The following is a 26,637-nucleotide window of genomic DNA, read 5'->3' on the forward strand; positions in this document are numbered from 1 at the left end:
ATGCTTCAGGATCACCCGGATGCGCTGGCGCAACGTGACCTCTCGTCCGGGTAGAGTTCCACAGCGATGGCGAAGGCGCGGCGGGCGAGATTGAGGTCCCACACCGCGGCCGCGCATTTCTCGATCCGCGTCCCGCTCCAGATCTCGATGCAGAAGGCCGGATAGGGGCTCGGTGGCGGTTCGGGCTCGCGCTCCAGGGCCGGCGGCAGGATCAGCCGCGCCTGGCACGTCACCTCGTATGTGCGGGCGGCCGGCGCACCCGGCCGGCGCTGGTAGCGGCACGAGGCCGTGAGCGCCGCCAGCAGATCGGCTTGGCTGAGATCGCCGCCAAACCGGCCGATGAGACCGGTGATCCGATAGGAGCCGCATCGTCGGCAGGACCGGCACTCGACGGACAGCCGCTCGGCCGTGATGTCGCGCAGCCGGTCCATCTAGGCGGCATCGGGGCGGCCGCGGACGTAACCCCGCGAGATCAGGGCCGCATGGTGCTCAGCGCGCGCCTCGCTCGCCTGAAGATCCGTCAGCGCATCGGCGATCGCTCGCACAAGCGCCGTCCAGGCATCGCCGCCCGCCGCCCTGCGGTAGGCGAGGGCGATCCGCTCGGCTTCACTCGGCTCGCGCTCGACAGGGTGAGGATGCATGCCGGCGCCTCCGCATTGCAGAACATAAGTGGAACAAATAGCACCGTTCGGCCGTCCTTGACGGGCATGCCCGGGATATCTGCCGGGCCTGTGCATGGCTGTGGATGATGACGGGAAAGGCGAATGGTGGCGAAGCGTTACCGCTTTCACTGCCTGGACGGTCAGCATGTCGTGCTAGATCGGACCGGGGTGGAGCTACGAGCCCGTGTCAGCCTGTTCGGTCATGCGAGAACGGCAGCCGAGCGGGTGATGCGGCGCGGGATCGGCCGGCTCGATTGGTCGCGTTGGTTCGTTGACGTGCGCGGCCCCGATGGCCGCAGCGTCATGCTGGTGACGTTCGAGGACATCCGCGCGGGACGCCGCCCGGCAGACGACGAGGTCGAGGATGGCGATGAGGACGACGTTCGTGGTCCAGACCTTCGTGCTCAAGCGCAAGCGGCTCGTGCCCGGCGATCGCGAGGTGGTGGGCACGGAGAGCGGGGCGCGGAAGAAGGCGGGTGCGATGGCCGCACGGATGCCCGGGACGGCGGCGCTGAAGGTGGTCGCCGACGACGAGACGGGCGAGCTCGAAGGCGTGACGATCCTGGAGCAGTTCGGTGAGGTGCCGGAGGATTTCGCCGAGAGCCTGACGGCGGGATAGCTGGGCGCCATCGGGGTCGTGCAGGAGATCGTGCAGGCAGCGGATGTGGCTGCCCGAAGATAAAAAATTCCCGCGCGACCGAGCCGGCCACATCGACGCTGGGATGTCAGGCTCGCGAGTTCGGGAAGCCGGGGGAGGGACGGTGCCACCGACTACGCGTGGGCGTCGGGCAGGCTGCAATCTCGTGCTGCACCGCCTCGGCGAAGAGGCCGATCCTAAAGCCGGCAACTTCAGCCATCCAAGCCGACATGTCGGGTGGTCCCGGAACTAGACTCCCTTCGGTCTCCTGCAAGCAGGCCTCGCCGAGCCCACAACGGGAGTGCGACCAGACGTCATCACGCCCGCTCGCGCATTGGGTGACAGACGGAGCATCGCCAGACCGTGGTAAGCGGGTCATAGACCCACTTCCGCGGCTGCGAGGACCGGTGCCTTCATGGACATGATCAGGTGGTTGAAAGCCAAGTTCGCCCGGATGCAATCGTCCAGGCAGCTCGATCGGCGAATGCGCAACCAGGCATCTCAGGCCGAAGCCGGCACGCTTGATGGGCCGACTGCCGGCAAGGCTCGGGATTTCGAGCGGGACTATAATGCGGCGACCAATCTACTCAAAGTTCGAATGAACAAGAAATTTCCTGACAACTACCACGCCAGGCTCAGCTCTGGAACGAATGAACCTTATGACTATGGCGAAGAGCGCGCAGCAGCGATCGATGCGGCGTCGACGGCCATAGCCATGGCGCTGCGAGCCGGGGCCACGGTTCAGCAGGCGGCAGCGGCGGGTGCCGCAAGCGTCGGCATTTGATTGACACGCACGCCCGGGCGCAGCGCTTGGCATCTGCCAAGCGCGAACCGGTGCGGATTAACCTTCGTCTTTCCTTGGGCCGCGTGCGACCTCCTGCATCTCCGCATCCGGCAGCGGCCGCTGCAGGGTCAGCGCCTCGCCAGCCGGCGCCTCAAGCCACATGCGCCACGCGTCCTCCGTGGTCAGCAGGACGGGCATCGCCTTCGGATGCACCGATCCGACCACCCCGTTCGCCTCGGTTGTGAGAAACGCATACAGCCGATGCTCCGCCTCGACCGGCTCGTCGCGCTGCGGCCCACGGATACCCGTCCAGGGCCGCCAGATGCCCGCGAAGGCGAACAGCGGTCGCTTGTCGTCGAGGGCGAACCACACCGGCGTCTTGCGCGGCTTCGTGTCGGCATACTCGCTGAATGCCGAGACCGGCACGAGGCAGCGGAACTCCGGCTTCAGCCAGGGCCGCCAGTAGGGCGAGGCGACGTTGCGGACGTTGGTCACGGGTCGGGTGCCCGCTTTGGGCGGCGGGAAGCCCCAGCGCATCATGCTGAGTTCCCGACCTTCCTCCCGTGCCCGCACGACCGGCGCCATCTGGTCAGGGAAGATGCCCGGCAGCGGCGGCAGGTTACCGGTGCGATCCTCGGTGATGCCGAACGCCTTGCGGATGGCGTCCTGACCCTTGTTCAGGCTGTAGAGGTTGCACATCCGATCATCGGGTTAGGCTGCGGTCGGCTCACGAACTGCTGACGGGCTCGCAGGATCGGTCGTGCCGCCGGACGACCCGCGGCGACCTCTGATCGCCCGCAGGTCTCACATGACGCTGAATGCCCGGGTGGATCGCCGATCGCGTGTCGATTTCCGCGGCGGGTTGCACACACGGCCCCGCGCGGGGAACATCGGATTGCAGAGGCGAGAGCGCGACGGTCTGGCCGAAGAAGGCAAACGACATCGCGTGGCATCCAATCATGGTGGGGGTATGCAGAGGTAAGAGCCCGGCTGCCGCCTGTGTTCCACCGAAACCGACCCGATCGGTTCGACCGTGTCGCGGAGCCATGATACTCTACAACACAACGATGCGCCCGGTTTCCCTGACGCTGCTAGGGCTTTTTCATGCAGACGGCATGCGGTTCTGAAGCCTTCGCGGGTTTTGCCGACATATCGATGCAGCCGACGGACGATACGCCATCGGCAAGCGAGATCGTCGGCAGAACCCCGGTTCCGGTGCAGTAGGCGCTGAGCAGGATCTCATCGCGCTGACAGGCGACGTCGATGCGCACCTGATCGTTCAGCGCAGGTCCCGGGGGGCCGCGTTCCCCTCTCTCGCCCCGGTCACCAGGAGCCCCTCGCGCGCCCGTCGCGCCCGGCAATCCGGAAGGGCCTGCCGGACCGGCAGCACCCGTGTCGCCCTTCGGTCCGGCCGGCCCTGCCGGCCCCGGTTTCGGATCCTGACATCCACCCAGGCTGAGCGCGCCCAACAGGAGGGCTGCCTTCAGAGCCAGTCGCATTTGAGATTCCGCATGCCGAGCAGCGGGCCAAGTGGTGCAGGCTGTCCGCAGATCAACGACCGGCCTTTGGGCTCGCACCGGATCGGCGAAGCACCATCCACTGTGCCGCGGCGCCGGGTCGTGTCCCGCGCCGTATCGATCCTGGCCGATGGGATGCGCGTCCGTGTGGTGACCATTGGGAGGCCCAGCGACAGAGGGCGTTCCCGCCTTTTCTCAAGCGGCGGAGATGGGATGTCGTGGCATCCTCACGGGACGGTGGTGGTGCTTCGAGGCTCAGATGTCATGGATCGGACGAGCGAACTCGGAACGTCGCCGAAGGCCCGGCGTAACCCTCGACAGCTCGATGGAGGGTTCGATGATCTCAGCCGATACGCCGCAGCCGAGTGACGATCCGCTACCTGAGCCACAGGCGCCGGACAGCGATCCACAGCCGGCCCCTCCAGCGCCGCAGCCGCCCGGTCCCATTCCGGAACGGGAACTGGAAGAGGTCGAGGAGCAGCCGAGCTGACCAGCAGCAACCGCGAGGATTGCTGATCCTTGACGTCTCTCGGGTTGAGGGCGAGCGAAATACCCGAGGCGGACCGATGCCTCGTGCGCGGTCTTCGCCGAGCACGCCATGGGCCGCAGGGGGAGGCACGATGGACGACGATCGGGTCGGGTCTTTCGAGCCGGAGGCGCCTATGAAAGCCATCGCGATCACCTCCGCCCTGGTGCTCGGCGTGCTCTCCGCGGCACCGGCCACCGCTCAGGGCACTGGGCCGCGCGACGCACCGCCGCGTGCGGCGCCAGGGTATGACCTAGAGCCCCGTGCGCGCGGCCAGCGCGAGGCGGTGCGGCCACCACCGGGTGACGCCTACAGCACCGAAGAGCCTGACGACGATATGGACGGGGACGGGCAGGCAAGCCCGGAAGCGCCGGCTGCATCGCGCGAGCAGCGGAGGCCCTGATGAGCAAGCGGCTCGTCCCCGGTATGGCGCGTGCGTGCCGCGTCTGCTGCCGGTTCGATTGCATCCCCTCCGCAGGAGGGTCGGCGGCCCCGTTCGAGAGGGCCGTCCGACAAGTATAGTTGAGGATGTGGGCGGTGACCGCGCCGCTGAACCGGAACGCAAACCAACGCCTCGCAATTCGGCCTTCCATGCCAGCTGCCGTCACGGCGTTTGCCGGCGCATGCCCTCGCGACCGACAGGCGCCTGATCCTCTCTCACCTCACACCCGGGCCGATCGTTCGCTGAGTCCGTTCCTCACTGCGGCAGCTGCCCCGCTGCGCCGTCAGCCCATGAAGGCAGTTGGCAGACGAGATTGCGGAACTCTCTGCGCCGATCAGCCTTAGTATCTCTAACGCAATCTGCATAAGAGCTTGGCCATGCCACAAATGTTCGACTGGATCTTCTTCGCAATTATCCTGCCGCCGCCGCTCTTGTTGGCCTGGGACTATCATCGGAATCGGTCTGCCGGAGACCCGACACTCGTTCAAGCCTTCCAGCACCGTTCCGCGATGCGCTAGAGACCCGCCCGCATCCCAGTCAGCTCCGCAGGCTCCACCTCTGCTATCGCCCGGGCCTCGCCCTCCGAGGGGTGAGGTTTGGTCGAGAGCCGAAACCGTTTGCCGGTATCGCGGATCGTCCAAGTATAGAGCCCCGACACATCCTGGTTCGGCCGGACTTAGAGGGTGAAGAGGCGGCGCACATGCGGGGCCCATGGCCGTAATCTCAAGATGCGGCTGTGCAAACGCCAGTCGTCACGGTCAGTTCGTCTTGGGGATCAGGTTGCTCGCCAGGAAAGCCCGTGCGCGGCTGACCCGACTCTTGGCCGTCCCGACTTCACAGCCCATCACGGCCGCGGCCGCCTCGTAGGTGAAACCCTCGGCCCCGACCAACAGCAGCGCTTCACGAAGCTGCGGCGACAGCTTGCTCATGCGGGCGAAGACCGCTTGCAGCTCGGATCCATGCTCCTGGGATGCAGGCGTCGTGAGCTGGGCTGCGATGGCCCCATCCGCATCCTCCACCTCGCGCCGACGCTTGCGGCACTCGGTATAGAACTGATTGCGAAGAATGGTGCACAGCCAAGCCATGAGGTTCGTGTCCTCCTCGAAGCGGCTCTGGCTCGCCCAGGCTTTCAGCAGGGTCTCCTGAACCAGATCGTCCGCACGGGCGTCGTTTGCGACGAGCGACAGGGCAAAGCCGCGCAGGCCCGGAAGGGCAGCGAGCAGACCCTGGCGGAAGGCGGCTGCACGCTGATCGCTCTGAGCCGTCTGTGTGCTGTCGAGCTGCTTGAGCAAATCCAGAAAGCGTTGTGGCAGCTGAGCCTGGGTGAGGGCGAGGTAGGCGGCTTGCAGCTCACGACCGAGGTGCGCGCGCACCGTCGCGGGCAGATCGACCGGCGATGGTCCACTGGCGGCAACGGGTCCGGGTTCGCCTGCTTCAACGGTCTGGCCGGAAGTACCAGTCATGTGCGGGCTCTTCACTGCCTCTCCCACAAGTGCTCGGGCCTACGCTGCGAAGGCAGGACCTTGGCCACGCGCAAATCGCAGCCTGACCTGCCACGGTACATACAGCACGAACTGCCAAGTTGCAGTCCGTATCCCATCCAGCGGGCTCTGGCCGCTCGGAGTATGCGCAGCTGTCTGACTGCCTGGTGAACAGATACTTGCCAAGCTTGTGGGATCGTTGATCGAGCGGGAGGCGTTACCTCGGTCCGGCGAATATTTATGGGAGAGGAGATGGCTCAGCTCGTGACATGTGAAATTCTTAAATGTTCCAATGGGCGCTTTCAGGTCGTGGCTACGCTCAGCACGGGTTCGGTATACAAGCGCAGCGGCTACCTCAGCCTCGCGGAAGCAGAGGCGGGGATCGAGGATCTGCGCGCCCTGATGACCGCCTGCGGGGCAATGCTCGTACACCGGGATGACAGGGCCGTTGCACGGAAGAGCCGCACGGTGGTCGAAACGCTTAAGCCAGCTCTCTGAAGCTCGCGCGCTCTCGGGTGCGTGCGAGGACCGTCCAGTTCAGGCGATCACCCAAGCCACCGCGAACAGCCGGGCGAAGAACAGGGCCGACGTGCCCAGGATAGCAGCGACTTCTTGTTTCTGCCGGGTGACCGTGCGGGCGATGGTCGTCACGGCGGTTGAACCTGAGACACGCGTCCGCGCCATGGTGGGTGTCTGCCGATCAGGAAGTGGCGAGCCAGCCTCAAGGCCAAGGAAGGTGGCGGCTGCGGCGCGCCGGCAACGGGCCGTTGCCGCGCTCTCGCGCTCGGCCCATGCCCACCAGTTCCGCGAGTTCCGCCTCGGCGATCGCCCGGGCCTCATCGCTTGGTGGATGGTTGAGAGCAGGTACGGCGCTCCAGAAACGCCAAGCGCTCACGTGTAACACCACCGTGCATCCGGCCTTGGCAGGACTTCAAGGGTGGACAGGTTGCGGTCGTTCGGGGCGATCACTGCGCAGTCGGAGACCATCGACGGAAACGCGAATACGGCCCCAAAGTGCACTCGATGACAAAAATTTCTCTGCTCAGAAACAGCATTGAATGTGACAAAAATAATATTTATTCCTGAGTAAATACAAATTCAAAACAAAAAACCGGCTATCCAAGGTGTACAGTCCAAAATCTGCACGCCTGCAGTCAGGCAGTTTCTGGGCGTGCACGAGCCTGCCTCCTGCAACACACATCGCAAGGTTGCAGCCCGATATCATCCAGGCTGCGCGCACAAAAAGCCCGCAGTTCGTAACCGGTGCGCCTCATTCGCCACCGGATCTGCATAACGCTGATGATCGTGTCCGCCATCGTCGTCTCCTTAGCTTTCAGCCTAGTCAGCATGAGCCCAACGGGAGATGCAGGCTGTGCTCGTAAGCACGGGCGGGTGGGAGTTCGTAACGTCCGTGATATGAAGCAAGCCAGTGTCGAGTAACCGGAGGAGCGGTCTGCAAAGGCCGCCTGTTGAGGGGCATGCCAACTCTACGCACCGAACGCCGTCTCGCTGCCATCCTCGTCGCTGATATCGTCGGCTACAGCCGCATGATGGGCGCAGACGAGACGGGCACGTTACGCCGCCTCAAGGTGCTGCGCCGCGAGTTGCTCGATCCGCAGATCGCCCGGGCCGGAGGCCGGATCGTCAAGACCATGGGTGATGGACTGCTGGTGGAATTTCCCAGCCCAGTCCGCGCTGTCATCTGCGCCATTCAGATCCAGCAGGCGATGCTCGACCGAGATCCGAGCTTGCCGCCCGAGAAACGGTTCCGTCTGCGCTTCGGCATCAACGTCGGAGACGTCATGGCGGAGCCGGACGGCGATTTGTTCGGGGAAGGCGTCAACGTTGCCGCACGCTTGGAGCCTCTCTCCGAGCCGGGCGGCTTGTGCGTCTCCCGCTCGGTGCATGATCAGGTCCGGGATAAGCTGCCGTATCGGTTCGAGGATCGCGGCAAGCTGGAACTGAAGAACATCGCTCGGCCGATCGGGGTTTTTGCGCTGTCCGCTGAAGCGGTGGCAAATCTGCTCAACCCAGTTGCCGGCACGGACCCTGACGAGGAGGAGGACGCCACAGGAGAGGACGCCGCGCCGCCTCCTGTGGCGGCCATTTCTGACGCCAAGCCCGCTGCAGGCGTTCGGACGAGACGCCCTGCTCTCATCGCGGTCGGTCTGGCTGTTGTCATCGCGGCAGGTGGGGCGGGCTTGTGGTCATGGTCGAGCCACAAGGCAGGCGAGCAGGCGAGCGCTGCCGGCCTGCCGCTTGCCGGCGCCCCGAAGCCGGTGCCGGGCCTGTCGCTGGTGGTGCTGCCCTTCGCCAACCTGAGCAACGATCCAGAGCAGGACTTCTTCGCCGATGGGTTGACGGAAGACCTGACCACCGACCTCTCGCATCTGGCCGGCAGCTTCGTGATCGCCCGCAACACGGCCTTCACCTACAAGGGCAAGGCTGTCGACGTGAAACAGGTCGGACGTGATCTCGGCGTGCGTTACGCCCTTGAAGGCAGCGTGCGCCGTAATAGCCACCAAGTTGTCTTGAATGCCCAGCTGATCTCGACAGAGACAGGAGCACACATCTGGGCGGATCGCTTCGAAGGCGAGCGCAGCCGCCTGGGCGAGCTCCAGGTCGAGTTTGTCGCCCGCCTTGCGCGTTCACTGGACGTGCAACTGACGCAGGCTGAGAGCCTTCGCACGCTGCGGGAGCGACCGAACAATCCTGATGCCGCGGATCTGGCCATGCGAGGTTGGGCTGAGATCAACAAATCTCGCACACCTGAGACGATTAGCCGGGCGCGCGATCTGTTTAGCCAAAGTCTAAAACTTGAAAGCGAAAATTCTTCCGCTTTGTTAGGGCTTGCTCGAGCGGTCATATCAATACCTGGGTCCGGCTGGAGCAACGATAAGGAAAGGGACATTCGGGAGGCGGATGACCTTATCGATCGTTATAGGACAAAGAACCCGAATGACGCTGCGGGTTATGTCGTAAAGGGGGACGTTTTCCGTCTGTCCAGAAAATTCGAAGCTGCATTAAACATGTATGACGCGGCTATTTCGAGCAATAAGAATTACGCTCTCGCACATGCTCTAAAAGGGCATATCTCTACTCTCAGCGGCAATGCTCCTAAGGCAGTGAATGATGTGCTCTATGCCATTCGGCTCAGCCCGCGCGATCCACTGCTGAATCTTTGGTACTATTTTGTATGTCATTCTTATATTCATCAGCAAAAATGGTCAGAGGCTATCCCTTGGTGTGAGAAATCTGTTGCGCTAACGCCGTATTGGCTGCCGTATATCGATCTTGCGGCAGCCTATGCGTGGACTGGGCGAACTGCGGATGCTGGGGAAGCGGTCGAAAGAATACTCAAACTGATGCCCACCTACACCGTTAAAAAATGGGCGCATGCCGGCTGGTCCGACAATCCGAAGTTTTTGGAAGAGTACGCCTATATCGTGGAGGGATTGCGCAAAGCTGGCCTACCGGAGGACGAGGTCCTGCGCTGAGCGTGATTCCAACTTTTGAGCATGATGCGAATCAGCTCGTCATGACGGCATCGAGGGCTGGGCTGAGGTATGGTCTGCCCGCGCGTATGGTTACGTGTGACGCTGTAGCGAACGTCTTCGAGCGGTGACCCGACCGGTGTTTTAGGCTGGGCTGATTGAGTGGCTCCTCCATGGTGGTGTTCGACGGTGGTCTCGCCCTCGGTTTCCGGGACTTGCGGGCCTCCGGCGCGGGCGCGCTCCGACTCACCGCCTTCGCTCTGCCTGGAGACAAGGCCGACGCTTCGCTCCCCGGACCGGCTTCGCCGCGCCGGCCGCTGTGTGACGCCGATGGGAACGGGTGCGGGTGGGTCCTTTTTGGACGCCGATCTCGGGTCTCGATTGGCTGAGCTTAAAACAGCTTGGCCAGCCCAAGCTTCTCGTGTGCCTCGGCGGATGTCATCTCCCGAATGGCTTCGTCGGAAAAGCCAAGCTCACGCAGCTTCGCTCGTTGACGGCTCGTGATCATCAACGACACGGCCGGCCGTGCTGCAGGCTCAGCAGCCGCACGGTTGGGCTCGGCGTCCTCGGCGCGGCTGACACGGTCGAGGAATGCTTCTCCTGCCGCAGCCTGATCGAGGAGCATGCGCAGATATTCGTCCGCCTTTGCCATCTACGGTCCTCCTTGCTCCTCTGTCGGCCTGAGGGATGCGCCGGATCAGCAATGCGAAGGCGGCGCGGCCCGCTTGACGATGCGTCAGGCTATGGCCGTCAGTGCTGGGTCTTGCTTATCGTCGCCCCGAGTGGAAGCGGTAACGCCAGCCCTCCTCCAGCCTGCGCTCCTCAGCGCTCTCCTCCGGGATGGGGTCCAGACGCAGCAGGATCATCGCGAAACCGTTCTGCTGGAGGTACACCTGCTCGTAGAGGGCCGGCGCGCGGAGGTCGCGCTTCACATCGATCCAGAGATCGGGACTGCACGCGGCGGTGTCGCTCGCGATGTTCGGCCGATGCGGAGGGCTGTGATAGAGCGACCCTGCCGGGACCGGGCTGCCGACAGCGCAAGTGATGTCCGGGAAGGAGAGGCTCCGGTAGCACCGCTGCACCCGGCCGTTGCCCGCCACGACGACGGCGATCCGCTCGGGGTGGTACTGCACGTAGGCCCGAGCCGCCACCTCCTTGCCGACCGCAAAGTCGCGCGCGAGCAGGAGAACGTGCTGCAGATCGGGCTCGCGAAAGGCCGCCATGGCCGCCCGCAGCAGGTGCGGGGGCATCAGCATGAGAGCGGCGAAGCGGTTGGCCTCGACCTCCCTGCGCTGCCGCTGGTCGCCTGCCTTCGCTGTGAGGCGCAGTAGATCAGAACTCTTGCACAGGAACCGGCCGGGCTGATCCGGAACGTGGTGCGCCATCAGGAAATGGCCGAGTTCGTGCGCGACGGTGAGGCGGCGACGCGATTCGCCCCCGCGCTTGACGAGGATGGTGCCTGCGGACCGCTTCGCGTCGGTCACGAGGCCGCCCTCGAACTCGGTGGTGTCGAGGTCCTCGATCCTGAGGATGCCGAGGCGCGCGCACAGCTCTTGGATCGGCACGGGCACGGAAAGCTCCGGCTCGGCCCGAAGGATGCGCTTGACGAGCGCCTCCGGTGAGCTCGCATCCGCGAGGTCCATCCTGCTGATCGGCATCCGCGCAGCCCCTTCCCGTCCCTGGACCGATCCATCGGGCCGCCACGCACCTGCGACGATGGCCCCTGACGAGCTGTCCCGTCGCTGCGAGCGCGCGCCTAACGCTTCTTGCCCAGCTCGGCGGCGATATCCTTCGTCATACGACCGACCTTCCGATGTGCTGCCGTCAGCTGGTCCTGCGTGACGCCCCATCGCTTCATCCAAAACTCGACCGCCTTGCGCTCCGACAGATCGAGGCGGTCCTTATCAATGAAGCCACGCTTGTCCTTGAGGCCGGCCATGGGGATCCTAGTGGCTTGATGATTCGCGGTCTGGGACGGATCTAGCGGCCGGCCTGATGATGACGATGGCGAGAGGATAGGGGGCGCAATAATGCCCGGTGTTGTTACTGCCTCCACGGGTGCAGGGTTAGGCTTCCTGGACACGCAATGCGCAGCCCTCATCTGCGGCTGTAAGTAGTCATTGCTGCGTCATCCTAACTCGATCCGCGGCAGCCGCATGATGGCATCTGTTCGCGTCTTCAGCGAGACGCTGCCGTAGCGTTCGCCGACACTGCGGGCCGACCAGCCGCAGATTGCATCGATGACGGTCCCGGCGATGCCCGCCTCAGTCGCAACAGTGCGGAAGCGATGCCGCCAGCTGTGGTTCGGGCTCACCCCAGGATCGTCGACGTAGCGGCGCGCAAACTCGCTCAGCCGGTTCTTCACGCCCTGCAACGGTCCGGCGATCTGCCCATCGCTATCGGGCACAATGAACAGCCGGTCGGCCGCAGCGCTCTGGACGAACGCCGGGAAGCCAAGTTCGACGAGCTGGGGATGAAGGGGCACCTCGCGCGCCTGCTTCGTCTTGACCGTACCAGCGTCCGGCGTAATGCGCAGAACCCACACTCCATCCGGATGCCCCTCAACCTCGGCCTTGCGAAGGTCCTGCCGGCGTAGCTGCGCGATCTCTCCGACCCGCGCACCTGTGAACGCCAGCACCCATGGGATCCAGCGTTTGGCGGCAAAGGTTTGTGGGAGCTCCTTGCCTCGCTGCAAGCTCGAGGCAGCTTGCAGAAGTATGCGCGCCTCGTCAGCCGTGAACTCGCGATCCCGCAGCTTGACCTTCGAAGCCCGGGCCATGGTCACGTCCGCAGCTGGGTTGCCAGCGAGGCGACCGTTGGCCACGCCCCAACCGAACACCGACTTTAGAGCGGCCAAATCGCCATTCTTCACGGTGGTAGGCGAGAGCAATTTGCCATTGCTTTTTCGAGTCGCGAGACGGTGGTCCTTGAAGCGGCGGACGTCGTCGACCGTCACGCGGTGAGCTTCGTCGTGACCCAAAAACGCAACGAGCTGCCGGATCGTGTTCGTGTAGGACTCCCGAGTCGATGCAGACTTTCCTGTAAGCTCGGCCTCCTGCCACCAGGCTTCGACAAGCTCGGTCAACCCGACGCACTTGGCTGACGGCTTTGCAGGCGGCGTAGCAGCGCGGGCACTGGCCTCAGCATCAATCTCGCCGCGAGCAAGGGCTTCCAACGTCAAGCTCGCCCGCTGAACCTGGGCGGCGATGGCTTTTGCGACCCGCTGAGTGCTTGCCTCGTCCGACTCGATGTCGTGCAAGGAGAGAACGGTCTCGGCTTGATCACGGCACCAAGCTTCCAGTTCGCCGATCTTCTCGGCCTGCACGAAATCGACACTGGTGTGCGCGACGATGCCACCAGCCTCACCGGCTTCGATGCGAATGGCGCCTGGGCGCCAAAGGTGTCGATAGAGGTCTGTAGGCCAGAAGCGCTGTTGGGTCGGGTTGTCCCGGTGCAGGCTAAGCCAATGCGCGTACATCCATTGCGCGCGCTCACCCGCCTCTCGCTCGTTCAGACTTGAGCGCACCGTGCCGGTTTCGGCTGCCAAGCTCGACGACTCGGCTTGCCCGTCGCGACGCAACTCTGCCCATCTGGCCTCGAGGCGAGCTATCGCCTCAGCATGACGCTGCTTGGCCTCCGTAGGCTCGCGCGTCTGCAGGCTGAAGTACTCGATGGCACGGCCGACACGGGCGACGAGATCGCTCGGTACGCGCTTGCGCAGCCAGAAGATGCCGGTCTTAGGATGGCGGGATGGACGGGACATCGCGAGGACCATGTGCATCACCCGTGTGCATCACTCGGGCGACCCTAACCACATGATCTGACTGAACTTACCGGCGAATCAACCGCTTAGCGGTTGAATGGTGCCCAGGAAAGGACTCGAACCTTCACCTCTTGCGAGACTGGTACCTGAAACCAGCGCGTCTACCAATTCCGCCACCTGGGCAACCGACCGTTTCCGGCGGTGTGGAGAAGCGTTTAGGGGGCGGCGTGCTGCGCGTCAATCGGGTTTCGTGGGCCGACGTGAGGGCGCTGCCTTTTTTGGCGTGGGCTTCAGCACTTGAGGATATGGGCCCCGGTGAGACCCGCGCGGGCGCAGGCGTTGCGGGTGTCGGCCACCAGCGGGGCGTGGGCGGCGATCGCCGCGTAGTCGATGGCAGCGTGGTCGGTGACGATCAGGGCGGCGCTGCAGGCGCGAAGCACGTCCGGCGTCAGCGCCACCGAGCGACGGCCGGCAAGGGCGGGGTGGGCGCGGGTTGGGGGGAGTTCGGGGACGTGGGGATCGTGGTACTGCACCCGCGCTCCGCGGGCCTCGAGCAGCGCCAACAGCTTGAGGGCCGGACTTTCGCGCATGTCGTCGAGGTCCCGCTTGTAGGCGACGCCGATCATCAGGATCTCGGCGCGCCCGAGCGGCAGGCCGTGGCGGCGGTCGAGGGCCTCGGCGAGGCGCTGCACCACGTAGTGCGGCATCGCCCGGTTCACCTCGCCCGCGAGCTCGACGAAGCGGGAGGCGACGTCGAACTCGCGCGCCTTCCAGGTGAGGTAATAGGGATCGATCGGGATGCAGTGGCCGCCGAGCCCGGGTCCGGGCTGGAACGGCATGTAGCCGAAGGGCTTGGTCGCGGCCGCCTCGATCACCGCCCAGACGTCGATGCCCATGGCGTCGTAGACGACCTTCAGCTCGTTCACGAGGGCGATGTTGACGGCGCGGAAGATGTTCTCGGTGAGCTTCACCGCCTCGGCCGTCGCCGTGGAGGCAACCGGCACGACGCGCGCGACGATCGCTCCGTAGAGGCATTCGGCGAGGGCCTGGGCGGAAGGGTCGTCGGCGCCCACCACCTTGGGCACGGCGGCGAGGGTGTGGACGGCGTTGCCCGGATCCTCGCGCTCGGGCGAGAAGGCGAGGAACACGTCCCGCCCGCTCACCAGGCCCCCGGCCTCCAGGATCGGGCGCAGCACCTCCCGGGTGGTGCCCGGCCACGTGGTCGATTCGAGCACGACGAGCTGCCCCGGCCGGAGCGTCGCCGCGATGTCGGCCGCGGTGGCGCGGATGTAGGAGAGGTCGGGCTCGCGCTGGGGCGTCAGGGGCGTCGGCACGCAGATCAGGACGGCGTCGCAGCGGCCGAGCTCGCCCAGGGAAGCGGTCGCGCGGAAGCGGCCGGTGGCGCGCGCGGCGCGCAGGCCCTCGGTGTCGAGATGGCTGATCACCGCCTCGCCCGCGTTGATGCCGCGCACGCGCTCCGCGTTGATGTCGAAGCCGATCACCGGGAAGCCGGCCCGGACGGCCGCGAGCGCCAGGGGCAGCCCGACATAGCCGAGGCCGATCACGCCGACCGTGGCGCTGCGCTCGGTGAGGGCGCGCTCGAGGGCGCGGGCGAGGTCATCCATGCGGGGCGGGTCTCAATGGTAGGGGTCGGCGGCGTCGCGCAGGCCATCGCCCAGGAAGTTGAAAGCCAGCACCGTCACCAGCACCGGGAGCACCGGCACCAGCAGCCAGGGATAGAGCTGCACGGCCGCGAGGTTCTGGGCCTCGTTGAGGAGCACGCCCCAGCTCGTGACCGGCGGCCGCAGGCCGAGGCCGAGGAAGGACAGGGCCGTCTCGCCGAGGATCATGCCGGGGATCGAGAGCGTCGCCGAGGCGATCAGGTGGCTCATGAAGTTCGGGATCAGGTGCCGGGCGATCACGCGGGTGGGCGAGGCGCCCATCAGCTCGGCGGCGCCGACGAAATCCTCCTCGCGCAGCGCCAGCAGCTTGCCGCGCACCGCCCGCGCGAGGCCCGGCCAGTCGAGCAGGCCGAGGATCAGGGTGATGCCGAAGAAGACCCAGAGCGGGCTCCAGCTCGGCGGCAGGGCGGCCGAGAGCGCGAGCCAGAGCGGCAGCTCCGGCAGGGAGCGCACCAGCTCGATCAGGCGCTGCACCGCGGCGTCGACCACGCCGCCGAAATAGCCGGCGACGCCGCCGAACAGCAGCCCGAGCGCGAAGGAGATCGCCACGCCGACGAGGCCGATCACCAGGGAGATGCGGGCCCCGTAGATCATGCGCGAGAGGATGTCGCGCCCGAGCCGGTCGGTGCCGAGCAGGAACAGGGTGCCGCCCTCGGGCGGGCAGACGAGGTGGCGGTCGCCCGGCACCAGGCCGAGATAGAGGTAGCCGTCGCCGCGGCAGAGGAAGCGCAGGGGCTCCGGCCGCGTCCGGTCGAGCACGTAGTTGCGCCGGAAGGTCTCGCGGTCGAGCGTGGCCCGGTAGGGGTAGACGTAGGGACCGACGAGGCGGCCCTCGTGGAACAGGTGCAGGCTCTGCGGCGGGGCGTACAGGAAGTCGCCGTTGCGCCGCGACTGGCCGTAGGGCGCCAGCCACTCCACGAAGGGCACCGTGGCGTAGAGGGCGAGCAGGACGAGGGCCGCGGCCACCGCCATGCGGTGGCGCAGGAACTTGCGCACGAACAGGCGCCGCGCCGAGAGCGCCTCGCGGCTGCCCTCGCGCCCGGCCTCCGGGTCGAAGGGCGCCGGATCGACGAAGTGCGGCAGCGCCATCAGCGCGCGCCGAGGCGGACGCGCGGGTCGAGCCAGACCAGCACGAGATCCGAGATCAGCATGCCGGCCAGCGTCAGCGTCGCCACGAACATCAGGATGAAGCCCGCCATGAACTGGTCCTGGTTGCGCAGGGCGTCGAGGAGCAGGGGACCGACGGTGGGCAGGCTCATCACCAGCGACACCAGCACCGAGCCCGAGACGAGATGCGGCAGCAGGTTGCCGATATCGGCCACGAACGGGTTCAGCGACATCCGGAACGGATACTTGACGAGCGCCCGCAGCGGCGGGAGGCCCTTGGCCCGCGCGGTGACGGTGTAGGGCTTGGCGAGCTCGTCCAGAAGGTTGGCGCGCATCCGCCGGATCATCGCCGCCGTGCCCCCGAGCCCGATCACCAGGGTCGGCACCACCAGATGGGCGAGCAGCGAGCGGATCTTCTCGCCGTCCCAGGGTCGCCCGGTCAGGCGGGCGTCGTAGAGGCCGCCGATCGAGAGGTCGAACCAGCGATTGGCGTAGAACAGCAGGATCAGCGCCAGCAGGAAGCCCGGCACCGCGAGGCCGACATAGCCCAGCACCGTCACCACGGCGTCGCCCAGCGAGTGCCGGTGGGTCGCCGAGTAGATCGCGATCGGGATCGCCACCACGTGGACGAAGACGAGGGCGGCCACATTGACGAGGAGCGTCAGCCAGAGCGCGTCGCCGACCACCTCGGCGACCGGCCGGTCGTACTCGAAGGACCAGCCCCAATCGCCCTGGAGCAGGCCCGAGAAGCCCGCCGGCCCCGGCACCAGCCCGATCCACATCAGGTATTGCTGCGTCACCGAGCGGTCGAGGCCGTATTGCCGGATCAGCAGCTCGGCCTTGGCGACGGAGGCCGCCTCGCCGCCCGCGCGCAACTCCGCGATCCGGTTCGACAGGAAGTCGCCGGGCGGCAGCTTGATCACGAAGAACACCAGCGCGGAGATCAGCAGCAGGGTCAGCGCCATCGTCAGCAGGCGGCGGAGGACGAGGCCGATCATGGGCGGGGGCTCCGGGGCCGGGCGGCGCCCGCGCCGTCGCTATCGTCTCTGCGGGCTATCGGATGCACGCAGTGCCGCGTCCCGCGCGACGCCCCCTCTCCCCGCGCGCGGGGAGAGGCCGGCCTGCACCCTGTCGTGCAGGCCGGAAGCGCAGGCGCAGCCGGAGCGGCGGTGAGGGGGCGTCTCCGGAGGAGCCCCGTCCGTTCCCGCCCCCTCACCCTCGGGTCGATCCCCTCGGGATCGATGCGCCGCCTCGCCGCGCTCCCCGACGCGGGGGAGACGCGGCCCTCTCCCCGCGCGCGGGGAGAGGGGAGACGCGCAAGCCGCGTTGTGTGACCATCATGCCCCCGCAGCGGTGGGAGGGAAGGACCCGCGCCGTGCCGCGCGATGCGTGCCGGCCTGTCGCGCCCGACACCCTGTCTCGCCATCGCCCGCATCAGCCCCGCTCCCCGCCCGCCGGCCCGGCGGCGTCCTTGGCGGGCGCCTTGTCCCAGAAGAACTCGTCCGGGCGCTGGAGACCGATGAGGGCGGTGGGCTCCCAGGAATAGAGCGCGCGGTCGGGCACGTTGGCGAGGCGGTCGTCGGCGACCACCGGCTGAAGCGCGCCCGCCACCGTGCCGATCACCCAGAGGTTCTCGGCGTGGTTCAGCAGCATCTCGCGCCAGATCCGCCCCTGTTCCGCCGGGTCGGCGCTCTCGCGCCACGCCTGGTCGAGGGCGATCAGGCGCTGCACGCCCGCCACGTCGCAGGCCTCGCCGCTGGCGCCGTGGGTCTCGAGGTTCAGGCTCCAGCGCGGCCAGGAATAATGGTCGGCCTGGGCCGGGCTCAGCTCGGTTGGGGGCATGACGGCGGTGGGTACCGCGAGGTCGAGCCCCTGGGCGGCCACCATCACGGTCAGCCCGGCGACCGAGCGGCGGCGCAGGTTGGTGCGCTCCTGCGGCTTCACCACGAGGCGGATCCCGACCTCGCGCCAGAACTCGCCGATGAGGAGGAGCGCGTCGAGGATCATGCTGGCCTCGCCGTCGCTCTCCACCACGATCTCGATGGGGCGCCCGTCCGGCATCAGGCGGATGCCCGAGCCGTCGCGCCGGGCGAGCCCGGCCTCGTCGAGGAGGCGGTCGGCCTCGCCCGGGTCGTAGCCGGCGTTGCGGGTGCGCAGGTCCGCCGAGAACAGCGGGCTCTCGGGCACGATCGTGTCGTTGCCCTCGGTGCCGAGGCCGAACAGCAGGGTGTTGTTGAGGGTGCGCCGGTCGATGGCGTGCGAGAGCGCCCGGCGGTAGCGCGCGTCGCGGTTCAGGGCCCGCCAGCCGGGATCGAGGGTGGTGAGGTTCGGGTAGAGGGCGATCTCGGAGCCGCGCGCCACCGGCCAGAGATGGGTGCGGTAATGGTGCGCCCGCTCGCCCTCGCGCAGGCTCGGGATGTCGGCCATCGTGAGGCCCCGGAACATCAGGTCGGCCTCGCCCGCGTTGGTCTTGGCGACGAGGAGCCCGGTCGAGGCCACGTCCATCATGATGGTGTCGAGGTAGGGCAGCTGCGTGCCGGCCGTATCGACCCGGTGGTAATGCGGGTTGCGGCTGAAGACGAAGCGGGTGGCCGGCGAGCGGGTGCGCGGCTGCCAGGCCTGGAGGGTCGGGCAATCCGGGTTGTTCAGCTCGAAATTGTCGTCGAGGCGGTTGTGCAGCGCGGCCCAGCTCCGGAGCTTCTGCGCGCGTGCCGCAGCCTCCGCCGCCTCGCGCCCGACATAGCGCGGGTGGAACGGCTTCAGGTAATGCGCCGGGCGGTAGATCAGCGGGTCGCGCGGGGCGGCGAGCGCGGGCAGGAAGCGCGGGTTCGGCCGGTCCCAGGCGTAGACGATCGTCGCCGCGTCGGGGAACGTCACCGCCGGGGGCTTGCCCTCGACGAGGAGGAAATCCGGCGGGCCGCCGGGGCTGAGCTCGGGCTCGTTGGCGACGTCCTCCCACCAGTAACGGAAATCCTCCGCCGTGAAGGGCGCGCCGTCCGACCAGCGGTGGCCGGGGCGCAGGCGCAGGGTGAAGCGCCCGCCCTCGGTCTCGACCCGCTCCAGCACGTCCGGCTGGAGGCTCAGAGCCGCGTCGTAGCCGACGAGGCGGGTGTAGCCGTAGACCGAGAGGTAGCGCACGTCCCGCGCCTTGGCGATCAGGGTGCGGATCACGCCGCCCGCTTGGCCCAGGCGGCGCCCGCGGGCGGCGAGATCGACCACCAGGGGGGTGTCCGGCAGCCGTGGCGTATCGGTCGGCCGAGGGGTGTCGGTCGACCGCGGCGCCTGTGCCCGGACGGGCCGCGGCAGGCAGCTCGCGCCGAGGGCCGCGAGCACGCCGCGGCGGGAGAGGCGGGGGCTCACGGCACCAGCTCCACGGCGGTCAGCCGGGCCGGCGAGTAGCCGGTCGCCCCGTGCAGGTCGTCGAAGGCGTGGGCGCGGGCGATCAGGGCGGCGGCCTGCCGGGCCACCGGATCGTCGGCCGGCTGCTCGAAGACGCGGCCGTTGCGCCGCCAGCGGATCGGCTCCCGCGCGTCTCGCAGGGCCTCGACCATCGCGATGGTGGGGTGCGCCGGGCCGCCATGGGCGTGGATGCGGTGGCCGGCCGCGTCGTCGTCGAACAGGAGCCGCGTGAGGCCGAGCGCGTGGGCCTCGATCACCCGGCGGCCCTGCGCCACGTGGTCGTCGAAGAAGGCCACCGTCCTGGCCGGGTCGAGGCCGGACCACGCGGCCTGCGACCAGTCGCGGGTGCTGTAGCGGGCGCGGGCGTCGCGGTACTGCAGGCCGGAGAGGTCGGGGTCGTGGCAGGCGATCTCCGCCTCCGGCCGGGCCTGCCGGATCACCCAGGTGGTGAGGCCGCGGAACACCCCCGACTCGATGACGTGGTCCGGCTCCAGCGCCCGCATCGCCACGAAGAGCTGGAGCGCGCCGTTGAAGCCGCTGCCGCCGCGGCGCTGGCGCACCGGCGCCCGCGGGATCAGCTCCCAGAACGCCTCCACCAGGGCGCGGACGTCGTGCCGGCACGGGATGCCGGCGGCGGCGAGATCCCGCTCGAGCCGGGCGGCGGCGTTGCCCACGAGGGTGTCGACCTCGCGGGCCGAGACCGGACGGTGCGTCCAGTCGGGCACGGCCGGCACGAGGTCGTAGCCCAGCCGGTCGAAGAACGGGCCGAGCACGCGGCGGCGCAGGCGCTCCATCAGCACGGCCATCAGGCGGCCCGCCGCGCGTCGGCGGCGCCCTGCCGGACGTGGTGGTCGGGCTCGATCTCCACCATCGCGCCGGCCTCGTCGGGGCCGAGGCGGTAGGGCGCCGGCCAGCGGGCCGGGTCCGAGTGGTCCCCCGTCACTGCCGCGAAGTCGAGCGGGTGGTCGAGGCTCGGGTCCGGCACCGCGGCGAGCAGCGCCCGGGTGTAGGGATGGGCGGGGTTGCGGAACAGGACGTCGCGCGGCGCCGCCTCGACGATGCGCCCGCGCGCCATCACGCTGATCGTGTCGGCCATGTAGTCGATCACCGCGAGGTTGTGGGAGACGATCAGGTAGGACAGGCCGAGGGCGCCCTGCAGGTCCTTCAGCAGGTTGAGGATCTGGGCCTGGACCGAGACGTCGAGGGCCGAGACCGGCTCGTCGAGGACGAGGAGGCGGGGCTCGAGCGCCAGCGCCCGGGCGATGCCGATGCGCTGGCGCTGCCCGCCCGAGAAGGCGTGGGGGAAGCGCGAGAGCGCCTCGGGCTCGAGCCCCACCATCGCCAGCAGCTCGCGGGCCCGCGCCCGCCGCGCCGGGGCCGGCACGCCGTGGATCTCCATCGGCTCGGACAGGATCTGGCGCACGCTCATGCGCGGGTCGAGCGAGGCGTAGGGATCCTGGAACACGAACTGCACGGCGCGCCGGTAGGCGAAGAGGTCGCCGCCGGCGAGCGCCTGCACGTCGCGCGAGCCGGCGCCGGCATCGAACAGCACCCGGCCGGAATCGGGCGCCAGCGCCCGCATGATCATCTTGGAGACGGTGGTCTTGCCCGAACCCGATTCCCCGACGAGGCCGAGCGTCCGCCCGGCGGGCAGCGTCAGGGAGACGTCCGAGACCGCCCGCACGATGCGGGGGCGGTCCCAGAGCCGGCCGGCGCGCAGGGTGAAGCTCTTGGAGATGCCCTCGACCCGCAGGATCGGCCCCGAGACGGGCGCGGGCCGCGCGGGCGGGATCGTGGCGCGGGCCGGGCGGATCGGGGTGAGGCGCTCGTCCGGCCCCATGTCGAAGCGCGGCACCGCATGGAGGAGCGCCCGCAGGTAGGCGTGGCCGGGCCGGCGCATCACCACCTCGCGCGGGCCCGCCTCCACCAAGCGCCCGCGATAGAGCACGGCCACGTCGTGGGCCATGTTGGCGACCACCCCGAGATCGTGGGTGATGAGCAGGATGCCCATGCCGGTCTCGTCCTGGAGCCGGGCGAGCAGCGCCAGGATCTGAGCCTGGGTGGTGACGTCGAGGGCCGTCGTCGGCTCGTCGGCGACGAGGAGGGCGGGCCGCAGGATCAGCGCCATCGCGATCATCGCGCGCTGGCGCAGGCCGCCCGAGAGCTCGAACGGGTAGGTGGAGAGGGCGCGCCCGGGGTCGGGGAAGCCCACATGCGCCAGCGCCTCGCGGGTGCGGGCGTCGGCCTCGCGGCGGGAGGCGCCGGTATGGACGCGCAGGGCCTCGCCGATCTGGTCGCCGATGGTGTGGAGCGGCGACAGGCAGGTCATCGGCTCCTGGAAGATCATGGCGACGCGCCGCCCGCGCAGGTCCCGCATCGCCGGCCCGTCGGCGTCGAGGGCGGCGACGTCCGCGCCCTCGAGCAGGATCCGGCCGCCGGTGATGGCGGCGGAGCGCGGCAGGATGCGCAGGATCGCCTGCGCGGTCACCGACTTGCCGGAGCCCGACTCGCCGACGAGGGCCAGCGTCCGGCCGCGGGCCACGTCGAGGGAGAGGCCGTGCAGCGCCTCGAACGGGCCGGCCTCGGTGCGGAAGGCGACCCGGAGGTCGCGGATCGACAGGAGCGGCGTCACGATGCCCTCGCGCTCTCGCGGGCAGTCGACCACGCTGCGGCCTCCCCGTCCACCGCCCCGGCCGCGAACAGGTGACGCGGATCGGCGACCGTGACCGCGGGATGCGCAACCAGCAGGCCGATCAGGTCCTCGAGCCAGGCCCACAGCGCGGCGTCGTGCGCCCGATGGTGGGTGAGGAGCCCGATCGGCCCGCCCGCCGCGATCCGCGCCGCGAGGGCGTCGGCGAGGCGCTCCGGGTCGATCAGCGAGCGGGTGCCGCGCCAGTCGATCGGGTCGAGGTCGATGTCGGCGCGGACGAGGCCCGGCACGGGCGGCCCCGCGACCGCTGACAGGCCCCGGTAGCCGAGCCGGGGGAGGGCGGCGGCGAGATCGGGGGCGAGGCGGTTCCAGGGCGGCACGAAGACGGGCAGCAGGCGCCCCCCCGGCAGGTCCGCGAGGCGGGCGCGGGCGAGGCGCAGGGCCTCGGCCGCGTCGGCGACCAGCGCGGGGAGCGGCCGGTGCGGGCCGAACTCGGCGGGTTTCGCGCCCGGCGGCGCATGGTCGGCATGGGCGAGACCGTGGACCGCGACGCGGACGTTCGGCGCTCCCGCGAGGCGGCGGGCCAGCGACGGCTCGATCCCGGCCGGGATCGCGGCGAGCAGCAGCGGCGTCCCGGCGGCGAGCGCGAGCAGCCGGGCGAGGGCCGGGCCGTCGGCGACGGCGTCGTCGTCGCGCCACCAGACGGCGACCGGGGCGGGGCGGGCGTCCAGCGCCGCGCGGAGGCGGGCGATGTGCGGAGCCTCCCGGCGGCGCTGCCGGACGAGGTCCGCGATCAGCCGGACGCTGCGGGCCGCGCCGTCGCGGGCGATCCCGTGCGGCGGCGGCGCGGGGGCGGCGAGCGCCGCCGCGACGGCCGCGAGCAGCGTCCCGGCCGAGAGGTCGGCCTCCGGCAGCACCCGCGCCAGCCCGAGCGCGGCCATCCGCTCGGCGCGCAGGCGCTGCTCGGTCTCGCGCCCGCCCTCGAAGGGCACGAGCACCGCCCGCGTGCCGGCGGCGAGGAGATCGACCGCAGTGTTGTAGCCGCAGGCGCTGACCGAGACGGCGGCGCGCGCCAGCAGCGCCCGGTAATCGGGCCGGGCCCGCTCCAGCACGCCCGCGCCGAGCCCGGCCCCGAGCGCCGCGAAATCCGCCTCCGGCACGCCGGCGCCGGCGAGGATGCGCCAGCCGAGATCGGGCCGTGCCCGCGCCGCCCCGGCGGCGGCCGCGAGCAGCCCGAGCCCGGCCGCGCTCGAACCGGCCGAGACCAAGATTCCCGCGCGCGGGCCCGGTGCCGGGTCGGCCGCGTCCTCGTCGACGTAGCCAGTCTCGCGCAGCATCGGGGTCAGGCCCGAGCCCGGCGCCGGGGCCTCGACCGGCCAGGAGGCGCCGAGCGCCGCGAGGCGGGCGTCGCCGTGGACCAGCACGGCGTCGTAGAGGGCGGCCAGCCGGGCATGCGCCTGCGCCACCCGCTCCGGCTTCTCGGGCGCCACCAGGATGTCGCGGATCGAGGCGAGGACGAGGGGCCGCGGCCGGCGCGCGTGGGCGGCCTCGACGAGTGCCAGGAACTCGGGTGCCAGGGCGCGCCGGCCGAACGGGAACAGTTCGGTCACGACGGCGTCCGGCGCGAGCTCGTCGAGCGCGTCGAGGAGGATCCGGCGGCGGCGGGCGAGGAGGTCGGCCGAGGCCGGGGCGCCGTCTGCATCGCGCAGATCGGTGAAGGCGGTGCCGCGGACGTGGAGCGGCGGCACTTGCACCAGGCGCACGCCGTCGAGCCGGACGAGGCGCGCGGGCGCGCCGCCGCTCGCCAGCACCGTCTCGTGCCCGGCCGCCGCCAGCGCCCGCGCGAGCGCCGCCGCGCGGGTGAGGTGCCCGGCGCCGAGGAGATGCGTCACCGCGATCAGCACGCGCATGCGCGCACCTCCGGCGGACGGGGCACGGCGGCATCGGGCGCGAGCCCCGCGCTCGCGGCGAGGCGCCCGGCGATCAGGGCGATCCCGGCCTCCGCGGAGAACTCCGCGACGAGGCGTGCCCGCGCCGCCCGGCCGAGGCGCAGGCGCAGGTCCGGATCGGCGGCCAGCGCGGCGAGGGCCCCGGCGAGCGCCCGCGGATCGCCCGGGGCCACCAGGATGCCGTGCCGGCCGGAGGCGATGAATTCCGGCGTGCCCGCGAAGGCGGTGGCGAGGATCGGCAAGTCCTGGCTCGCCGCCTCCATCAGCACGTTGGGCAGCCCGTCGCGGTCGCCGCCGGGAGCGGCCTTGGTCGGCAGCACGAAGAGGTCGGCCTCGCGCATCGCCGCGATCACCGCGGGCTGGGCCGCGGCGCCGTGGAAGGTGACCCGGTCGGCGAGCCCGCGGGCGGCGGCCCGGGCTTCGAGGGCGCCGCGCAACGCGCCGCCGCCGATCAGGTCGAGGCGCCAGTGCAGGTCCGGCAGCGCGGCCAGGGCGTCGAGGAGGTCGTCGTGCCCCTTCTTGGCGACGAGCCGCCCGACCGAGACGAGCCGCAGCGGGTCGGCCGGATCGCCGCCGTCGCGCGGGGGCCGGGCGGGCGGAGGCTCCGGGAAGCGGGCGAGGTCGAGGCCGTGATAGGCCAGCGCCACCCGGGGTCGGTCCGCGTCCGGTTCCAGGGATCGCAGCCGGGCGAGCCCGTCGCGCGTGCAGGTCACGCCCCATTCCGCGTCGGCGAGCTTCTCGGACAGCTCCCAGTCGGGGCTCGTCCAGATGTCCTTGGCATGCGCCGAGAAGCTCCAGGCCCGGCCCGTGAGGAGCGCGGCGTAGCGGGCGACGCTCGCGGGCGTGTGCAGGAAGTGGACGTGCAGGTGCGTCACCGGGTCGGGCAACTCGCGGGCGAGGACCAGCGCCTGGCCGAGCCGGCGCAGGCGCGAGGCGGTGGGATCGCGGGCGAGATCGCGCAGGAACACCCGGAGCAGGTGCCCGAAGCCCGGCCGCCCCGCCCCGGCGAGGAGCCCGCGCAGCACGCGCATCGGCGCCTCGTGCAGGTACTCGGGGAGATAGGAGACCGGTGCCCGGATCGCCGCGTGCATCGGGTGGCGCGCGGCGTCGGTCGGGCGGCGCAGCGACCAGATCGCCAGCGGCAGCCCGCGCGCCTCGAGCGCCAGCAATTCCTGCGCGACGAAGGTCTCGGAGAGGCGCGGATAGCCCTTCAGCACCACGGCGATGCGGGGCCCGCTCACAGGGCGCACGCGCTGGCGCGGGAGGCGACGGGAGCGGGGGAGGCCGGGACCGCGGCGGTGAGCGCGCGGACCCGCTCGACGATCACCGCGAGTCCGTCGAGGAGGCCCGGCGTCATCGCGCGCGACGGCGCGGGCTGCGTGGGCAGCGCCCTGAGTGCCGCGGCCATCCGGGCCGGATCCCGCCCGCCGGCCTCGTCGAGGACGCGCACCAGCCCCAGAGCCTCGGCGGCCTGCGCGCGGATCTCCTGCTCGCGCCGCGGCTCGGTGCGCGGCACCAGCAGCGCCCGGCGGTCGAAGGACAGGATCTCGCAGAAGGTGTTGTAGCCGCCCATCGCCACGATGCCCGCGGCCTTGCCGATCAGCACCTCGATCTCGGCGTCGAAGGTGATGGCCCCGAGCCGGCCCGGCAGCCGCGCGATCCGCGCCAGGAACGCGGCCCGGGACACGGCGTCGAGGAAGGGCCCGAAGGCGACGAGCGCCGGCAGCGGGATGCCGGGATCGGCCTCGTAGGCGGCGATCACCCAGTCGATCAGCGCGGCGCCGTCGCCCCCGCCCCCGGGGGTGACCAGGATGAACGGGGCCTCCGCGAGCGCCGGCTCGCTCCGCCCCGGCGCCGGCCGCGGCAGGGCGCGGCGGAGGTAGCCCGTATAGGTCAGCCGCGCCTCGATGGCCGGGTCGAGGTCGAGCCCGGCGAGCGGCCGGTGCAGCCCGGGCACGCCGTAGACCCAGACCTCGTCGTAATAGCGCGCCAGGGCGGCGGCCGCGCCCTTGCGCGCCCATTCGGGGCCGAGGCGATCCACGTCGTCGAGCACGTCGCGCAGGCCGAGCACCAGCCGGCAGCCCCGGGCGGCCTGCCGCTCCAGCGTGGGCAGGATCTCGCCGTGGAAGCCGGTCGGCTCCTTGTCGACGATGATCAGGTCCGGCCGGAAGGCCTCGGCCGTGCGCCCGATGAGGGCGGCGCGCCGCGCCACCGTGACCTCGAGGGGAATGCCCGGATCGAGGCTCGCATAGGCGCCGTCCGGCCGCTTCGTCACCGGGGGCACCCGCACCGCGCGCACGCCCGGCGCGAAGCTGAACCGATCCAGTACCGGCGAGCCCGACACCACCACGGCCCGCGCCCGTCCGGCCTCGACGATCGCGTTGGCGATGGCGCGGGAGCGGCGCAGATGGCCCAGTCCGAAGGTGTCGTGGCTGTAGATGAGGATGCGGGCCACGGCGGGACCGCTCTCCGAGGCTTGTCGCGACACGGTCAACGGGCCACTCCGGCGGCGTTGGGTGGATGGGTGTTCGCACACCCCGTGCC

General features: G+C 69.6%; 23 protein-coding genes, 1 tRNA gene and 1 pseudogene. 6 read left to right on the top strand and 19 right to left on the bottom strand.

The genetic code is table 11. The features are described 5' to 3' along the window. Positions 1-11: 11 nt before the first annotated feature. Positions 12-431 (bottom strand): hypothetical protein, encoded by a 420-nt coding sequence (locus ACS5RC_RS00100; RefSeq protein ID WP_478341800.1) that lies wholly within the window; start codon positions 429-431, stop codon positions 12-14. Next, on the bottom strand, positions 432-641 hold the full coding sequence (locus ACS5RC_RS00105) for a hypothetical protein (RefSeq protein WP_478341801.1): 210 nt from the start codon (positions 639-641) through the stop codon (positions 432-434). 123 nt (positions 642-764) lie between these two features. Between ACS5RC_RS00105 and ACS5RC_RS00110 the strand changes: the two are divergent. The 3 genes and pseudogenes from ACS5RC_RS00110 to ACS5RC_RS00120 form a co-directional block, all read left to right on the top strand. Further along, a pseudogene (locus tag ACS5RC_RS00110) lies at positions 765-968 on the top strand (DUF6894 family protein); the annotation flags it as partial. Between the two features lie 58 nt (positions 969-1,026). After that, positions 1,027-1,281 (top strand): hypothetical protein, encoded by a 255-nt coding sequence (locus ACS5RC_RS00115; protein WP_478341802.1) that lies wholly within the window; start codon positions 1,027-1,029, stop codon positions 1,279-1,281. 433 nt (positions 1,282-1,714) lie between these two features. After that, positions 1,715-2,083, top strand: coding sequence for a hypothetical protein (locus ACS5RC_RS00120; protein ID WP_478341803.1), 369 nt, complete (start codon positions 1,715-1,717; stop codon positions 2,081-2,083). Positions 2,084-2,140: 57 nt separating this feature from the next. On the opposite strand, the gene ACS5RC_RS00125 is transcribed toward ACS5RC_RS00120, so the two are convergent. Both ACS5RC_RS00125 and ACS5RC_RS00130 read right to left on the bottom strand, forming a co-directional pair. Beyond that, positions 2,141-2,782 (bottom strand): SOS response-associated peptidase, encoded by a 642-nt coding sequence (locus ACS5RC_RS00125; protein ID WP_478341804.1) that lies wholly within the window; start codon positions 2,780-2,782, stop codon positions 2,141-2,143. 392 nt (positions 2,783-3,174) lie between these two features. Next, positions 3,175-3,354, bottom strand: a complete 180-nt coding sequence (locus ACS5RC_RS00130; RefSeq protein WP_478341805.1) for a hypothetical protein — start codon at positions 3,352-3,354, stop codon at positions 3,175-3,177. An 866-nt stretch (positions 3,355-4,220) separates the two neighbouring features. Here ACS5RC_RS00130 and ACS5RC_RS00135 point away from each other — a divergent pair. Further along, a complete protein-coding gene (locus tag ACS5RC_RS00135; protein WP_478341806.1) occupies positions 4,221-4,529 on the top strand; it encodes a hypothetical protein in 309 nt (102 codons plus the stop codon). Between the two features lie 797 nt (positions 4,530-5,326). On the opposite strand, the gene ACS5RC_RS00140 is transcribed toward ACS5RC_RS00135, so the two are convergent. Next, positions 5,327-6,031 carry a NepR family anti-sigma factor gene (locus ACS5RC_RS00140; RefSeq protein WP_478341807.1) on the bottom strand — a complete coding sequence of 235 codons (705 nt, stop codon included), beginning with the start codon at positions 6,029-6,031 and terminating at the stop codon, positions 5,327-5,329. Between the two features lie 270 nt (positions 6,032-6,301). On the opposite strand from ACS5RC_RS00140, the gene ACS5RC_RS00145 reads away from it, so the two are divergent. After that, positions 6,302-6,547, top strand: a complete 246-nt coding sequence (locus ACS5RC_RS00145) for a hypothetical protein (RefSeq protein ID WP_478341808.1) — start codon at positions 6,302-6,304, stop codon at positions 6,545-6,547. Positions 6,548-7,527: 980 nt separating this feature from the next. Continuing rightward, the gene (locus tag ACS5RC_RS00150) at positions 7,528-9,546 is read left to right on the top strand and encodes an adenylate/guanylate cyclase domain-containing protein (protein ID WP_478341809.1); all 2,019 of its coding nucleotides are present in this window, start codon (positions 7,528-7,530) and stop codon (positions 9,544-9,546) included. Positions 9,547-9,934: 388 nt separating this feature from the next. On the opposite strand, the gene ACS5RC_RS00155 is transcribed toward ACS5RC_RS00150, so the two are convergent. The 14 genes from ACS5RC_RS00155 to ACS5RC_RS00220 all read right to left on the bottom strand — a co-directional run bounded on the left by ACS5RC_RS00155 (position 9,935) and on the right by ACS5RC_RS00220 (position 26,548). Continuing rightward, positions 9,935-10,195 (bottom strand): hypothetical protein, encoded by a 261-nt coding sequence (locus ACS5RC_RS00155; protein WP_478341810.1) that lies wholly within the window; start codon positions 10,193-10,195, stop codon positions 9,935-9,937. 115 nt (positions 10,196-10,310) lie between these two features. After that, positions 10,311-11,201 (bottom strand): ImmA/IrrE family metallo-endopeptidase, encoded by an 891-nt coding sequence (locus tag ACS5RC_RS00160; RefSeq protein WP_478341811.1) that lies wholly within the window; start codon positions 11,199-11,201, stop codon positions 10,311-10,313. Positions 11,202-11,299: 98 nt separating this feature from the next. Beyond that, complete coding sequence (locus ACS5RC_RS00165) at positions 11,300-11,482, bottom strand: DUF3606 domain-containing protein (protein WP_003600567.1); 183 nt, start codon at positions 11,480-11,482, stop codon at positions 11,300-11,302. A gap of 189 nt (positions 11,483-11,671) precedes the next feature. Beyond that, positions 11,672-13,318: a DUF6538 domain-containing protein gene (locus tag ACS5RC_RS00170; protein WP_478341812.1), complete on the bottom strand. Its 1,647-nt coding sequence runs from the start codon at positions 13,316-13,318 to the stop codon at positions 11,672-11,674. 86 nt (positions 13,319-13,404) lie between these two features. Then, positions 13,405-13,489: transfer RNA gene (locus tag ACS5RC_RS00175), tRNA-Leu, on the bottom strand. A gap of 107 nt (positions 13,490-13,596) precedes the next feature. Next, positions 13,597-14,931, bottom strand: a complete 1,335-nt coding sequence (locus ACS5RC_RS00180; protein WP_478341813.1) for a nucleotide sugar dehydrogenase — start codon at positions 14,929-14,931, stop codon at positions 13,597-13,599. Between the two features lie 12 nt (positions 14,932-14,943). Next, a complete protein-coding gene (locus ACS5RC_RS00185) occupies positions 14,944-16,077 on the bottom strand; it encodes an ABC transporter permease (RefSeq protein WP_478341814.1) in 1,134 nt (377 codons plus the stop codon). Beyond that, positions 16,077-17,093, bottom strand: a complete 1,017-nt coding sequence (locus ACS5RC_RS00190) for an ABC transporter permease (RefSeq protein WP_478341815.1) — start codon at positions 17,091-17,093, stop codon at positions 16,077-16,079. The genes ACS5RC_RS00185 and ACS5RC_RS00190 overlap by 1 nt, the downstream gene beginning before the upstream one ends. 436 nt (positions 17,094-17,529) lie before the next feature. Further along, complete coding sequence (locus ACS5RC_RS00195) at positions 17,530-19,455, bottom strand: ABC transporter substrate-binding protein (RefSeq protein WP_478341816.1); 1,926 nt, start codon at positions 19,453-19,455, stop codon at positions 17,530-17,532. Next, entirely contained in the window at positions 19,452-20,300 is an 849-nt protein-coding gene (locus ACS5RC_RS00200; RefSeq protein ID WP_478341817.1) for a hypothetical protein, read from the bottom strand. The genes ACS5RC_RS00195 and ACS5RC_RS00200 overlap by 4 nt, the downstream gene beginning before the upstream one ends. Next, on the bottom strand, positions 20,300-22,126 hold the full coding sequence (locus ACS5RC_RS00205) for an ABC transporter ATP-binding protein (protein ID WP_478342632.1): 1,827 nt from the start codon (positions 22,124-22,126) through the stop codon (positions 20,300-20,302). The genes ACS5RC_RS00200 and ACS5RC_RS00205 overlap by 1 nt, the downstream gene beginning before the upstream one ends. Then, on the bottom strand, positions 22,123-24,054 hold the full coding sequence (locus ACS5RC_RS00210; RefSeq protein ID WP_478341818.1) for a glycosyltransferase: 1,932 nt from the start codon (positions 24,052-24,054) through the stop codon (positions 22,123-22,125). The genes ACS5RC_RS00205 and ACS5RC_RS00210 overlap by 4 nt, the downstream gene beginning before the upstream one ends. Further along, positions 24,042-25,334 carry a glycosyltransferase gene (locus ACS5RC_RS00215; RefSeq protein WP_478341819.1) on the bottom strand — a complete coding sequence of 431 codons (1,293 nt, stop codon included), beginning with the start codon at positions 25,332-25,334 and terminating at the stop codon, positions 24,042-24,044. Before ACS5RC_RS00215 ends, ACS5RC_RS00210 begins: the two co-directional genes overlap by 13 nt. Continuing rightward, positions 25,331-26,548: a glycosyltransferase family protein gene (locus ACS5RC_RS00220; RefSeq protein ID WP_478341820.1), complete on the bottom strand. Its 1,218-nt coding sequence runs from the start codon at positions 26,546-26,548 to the stop codon at positions 25,331-25,333. The genes ACS5RC_RS00215 and ACS5RC_RS00220 overlap by 4 nt, the downstream gene beginning before the upstream one ends. Between the last annotated feature and the right edge of the window lie 89 nt (positions 26,549-26,637).

The organism is Methylobacterium sp. HJ2 (assembly GCF_056431005.1).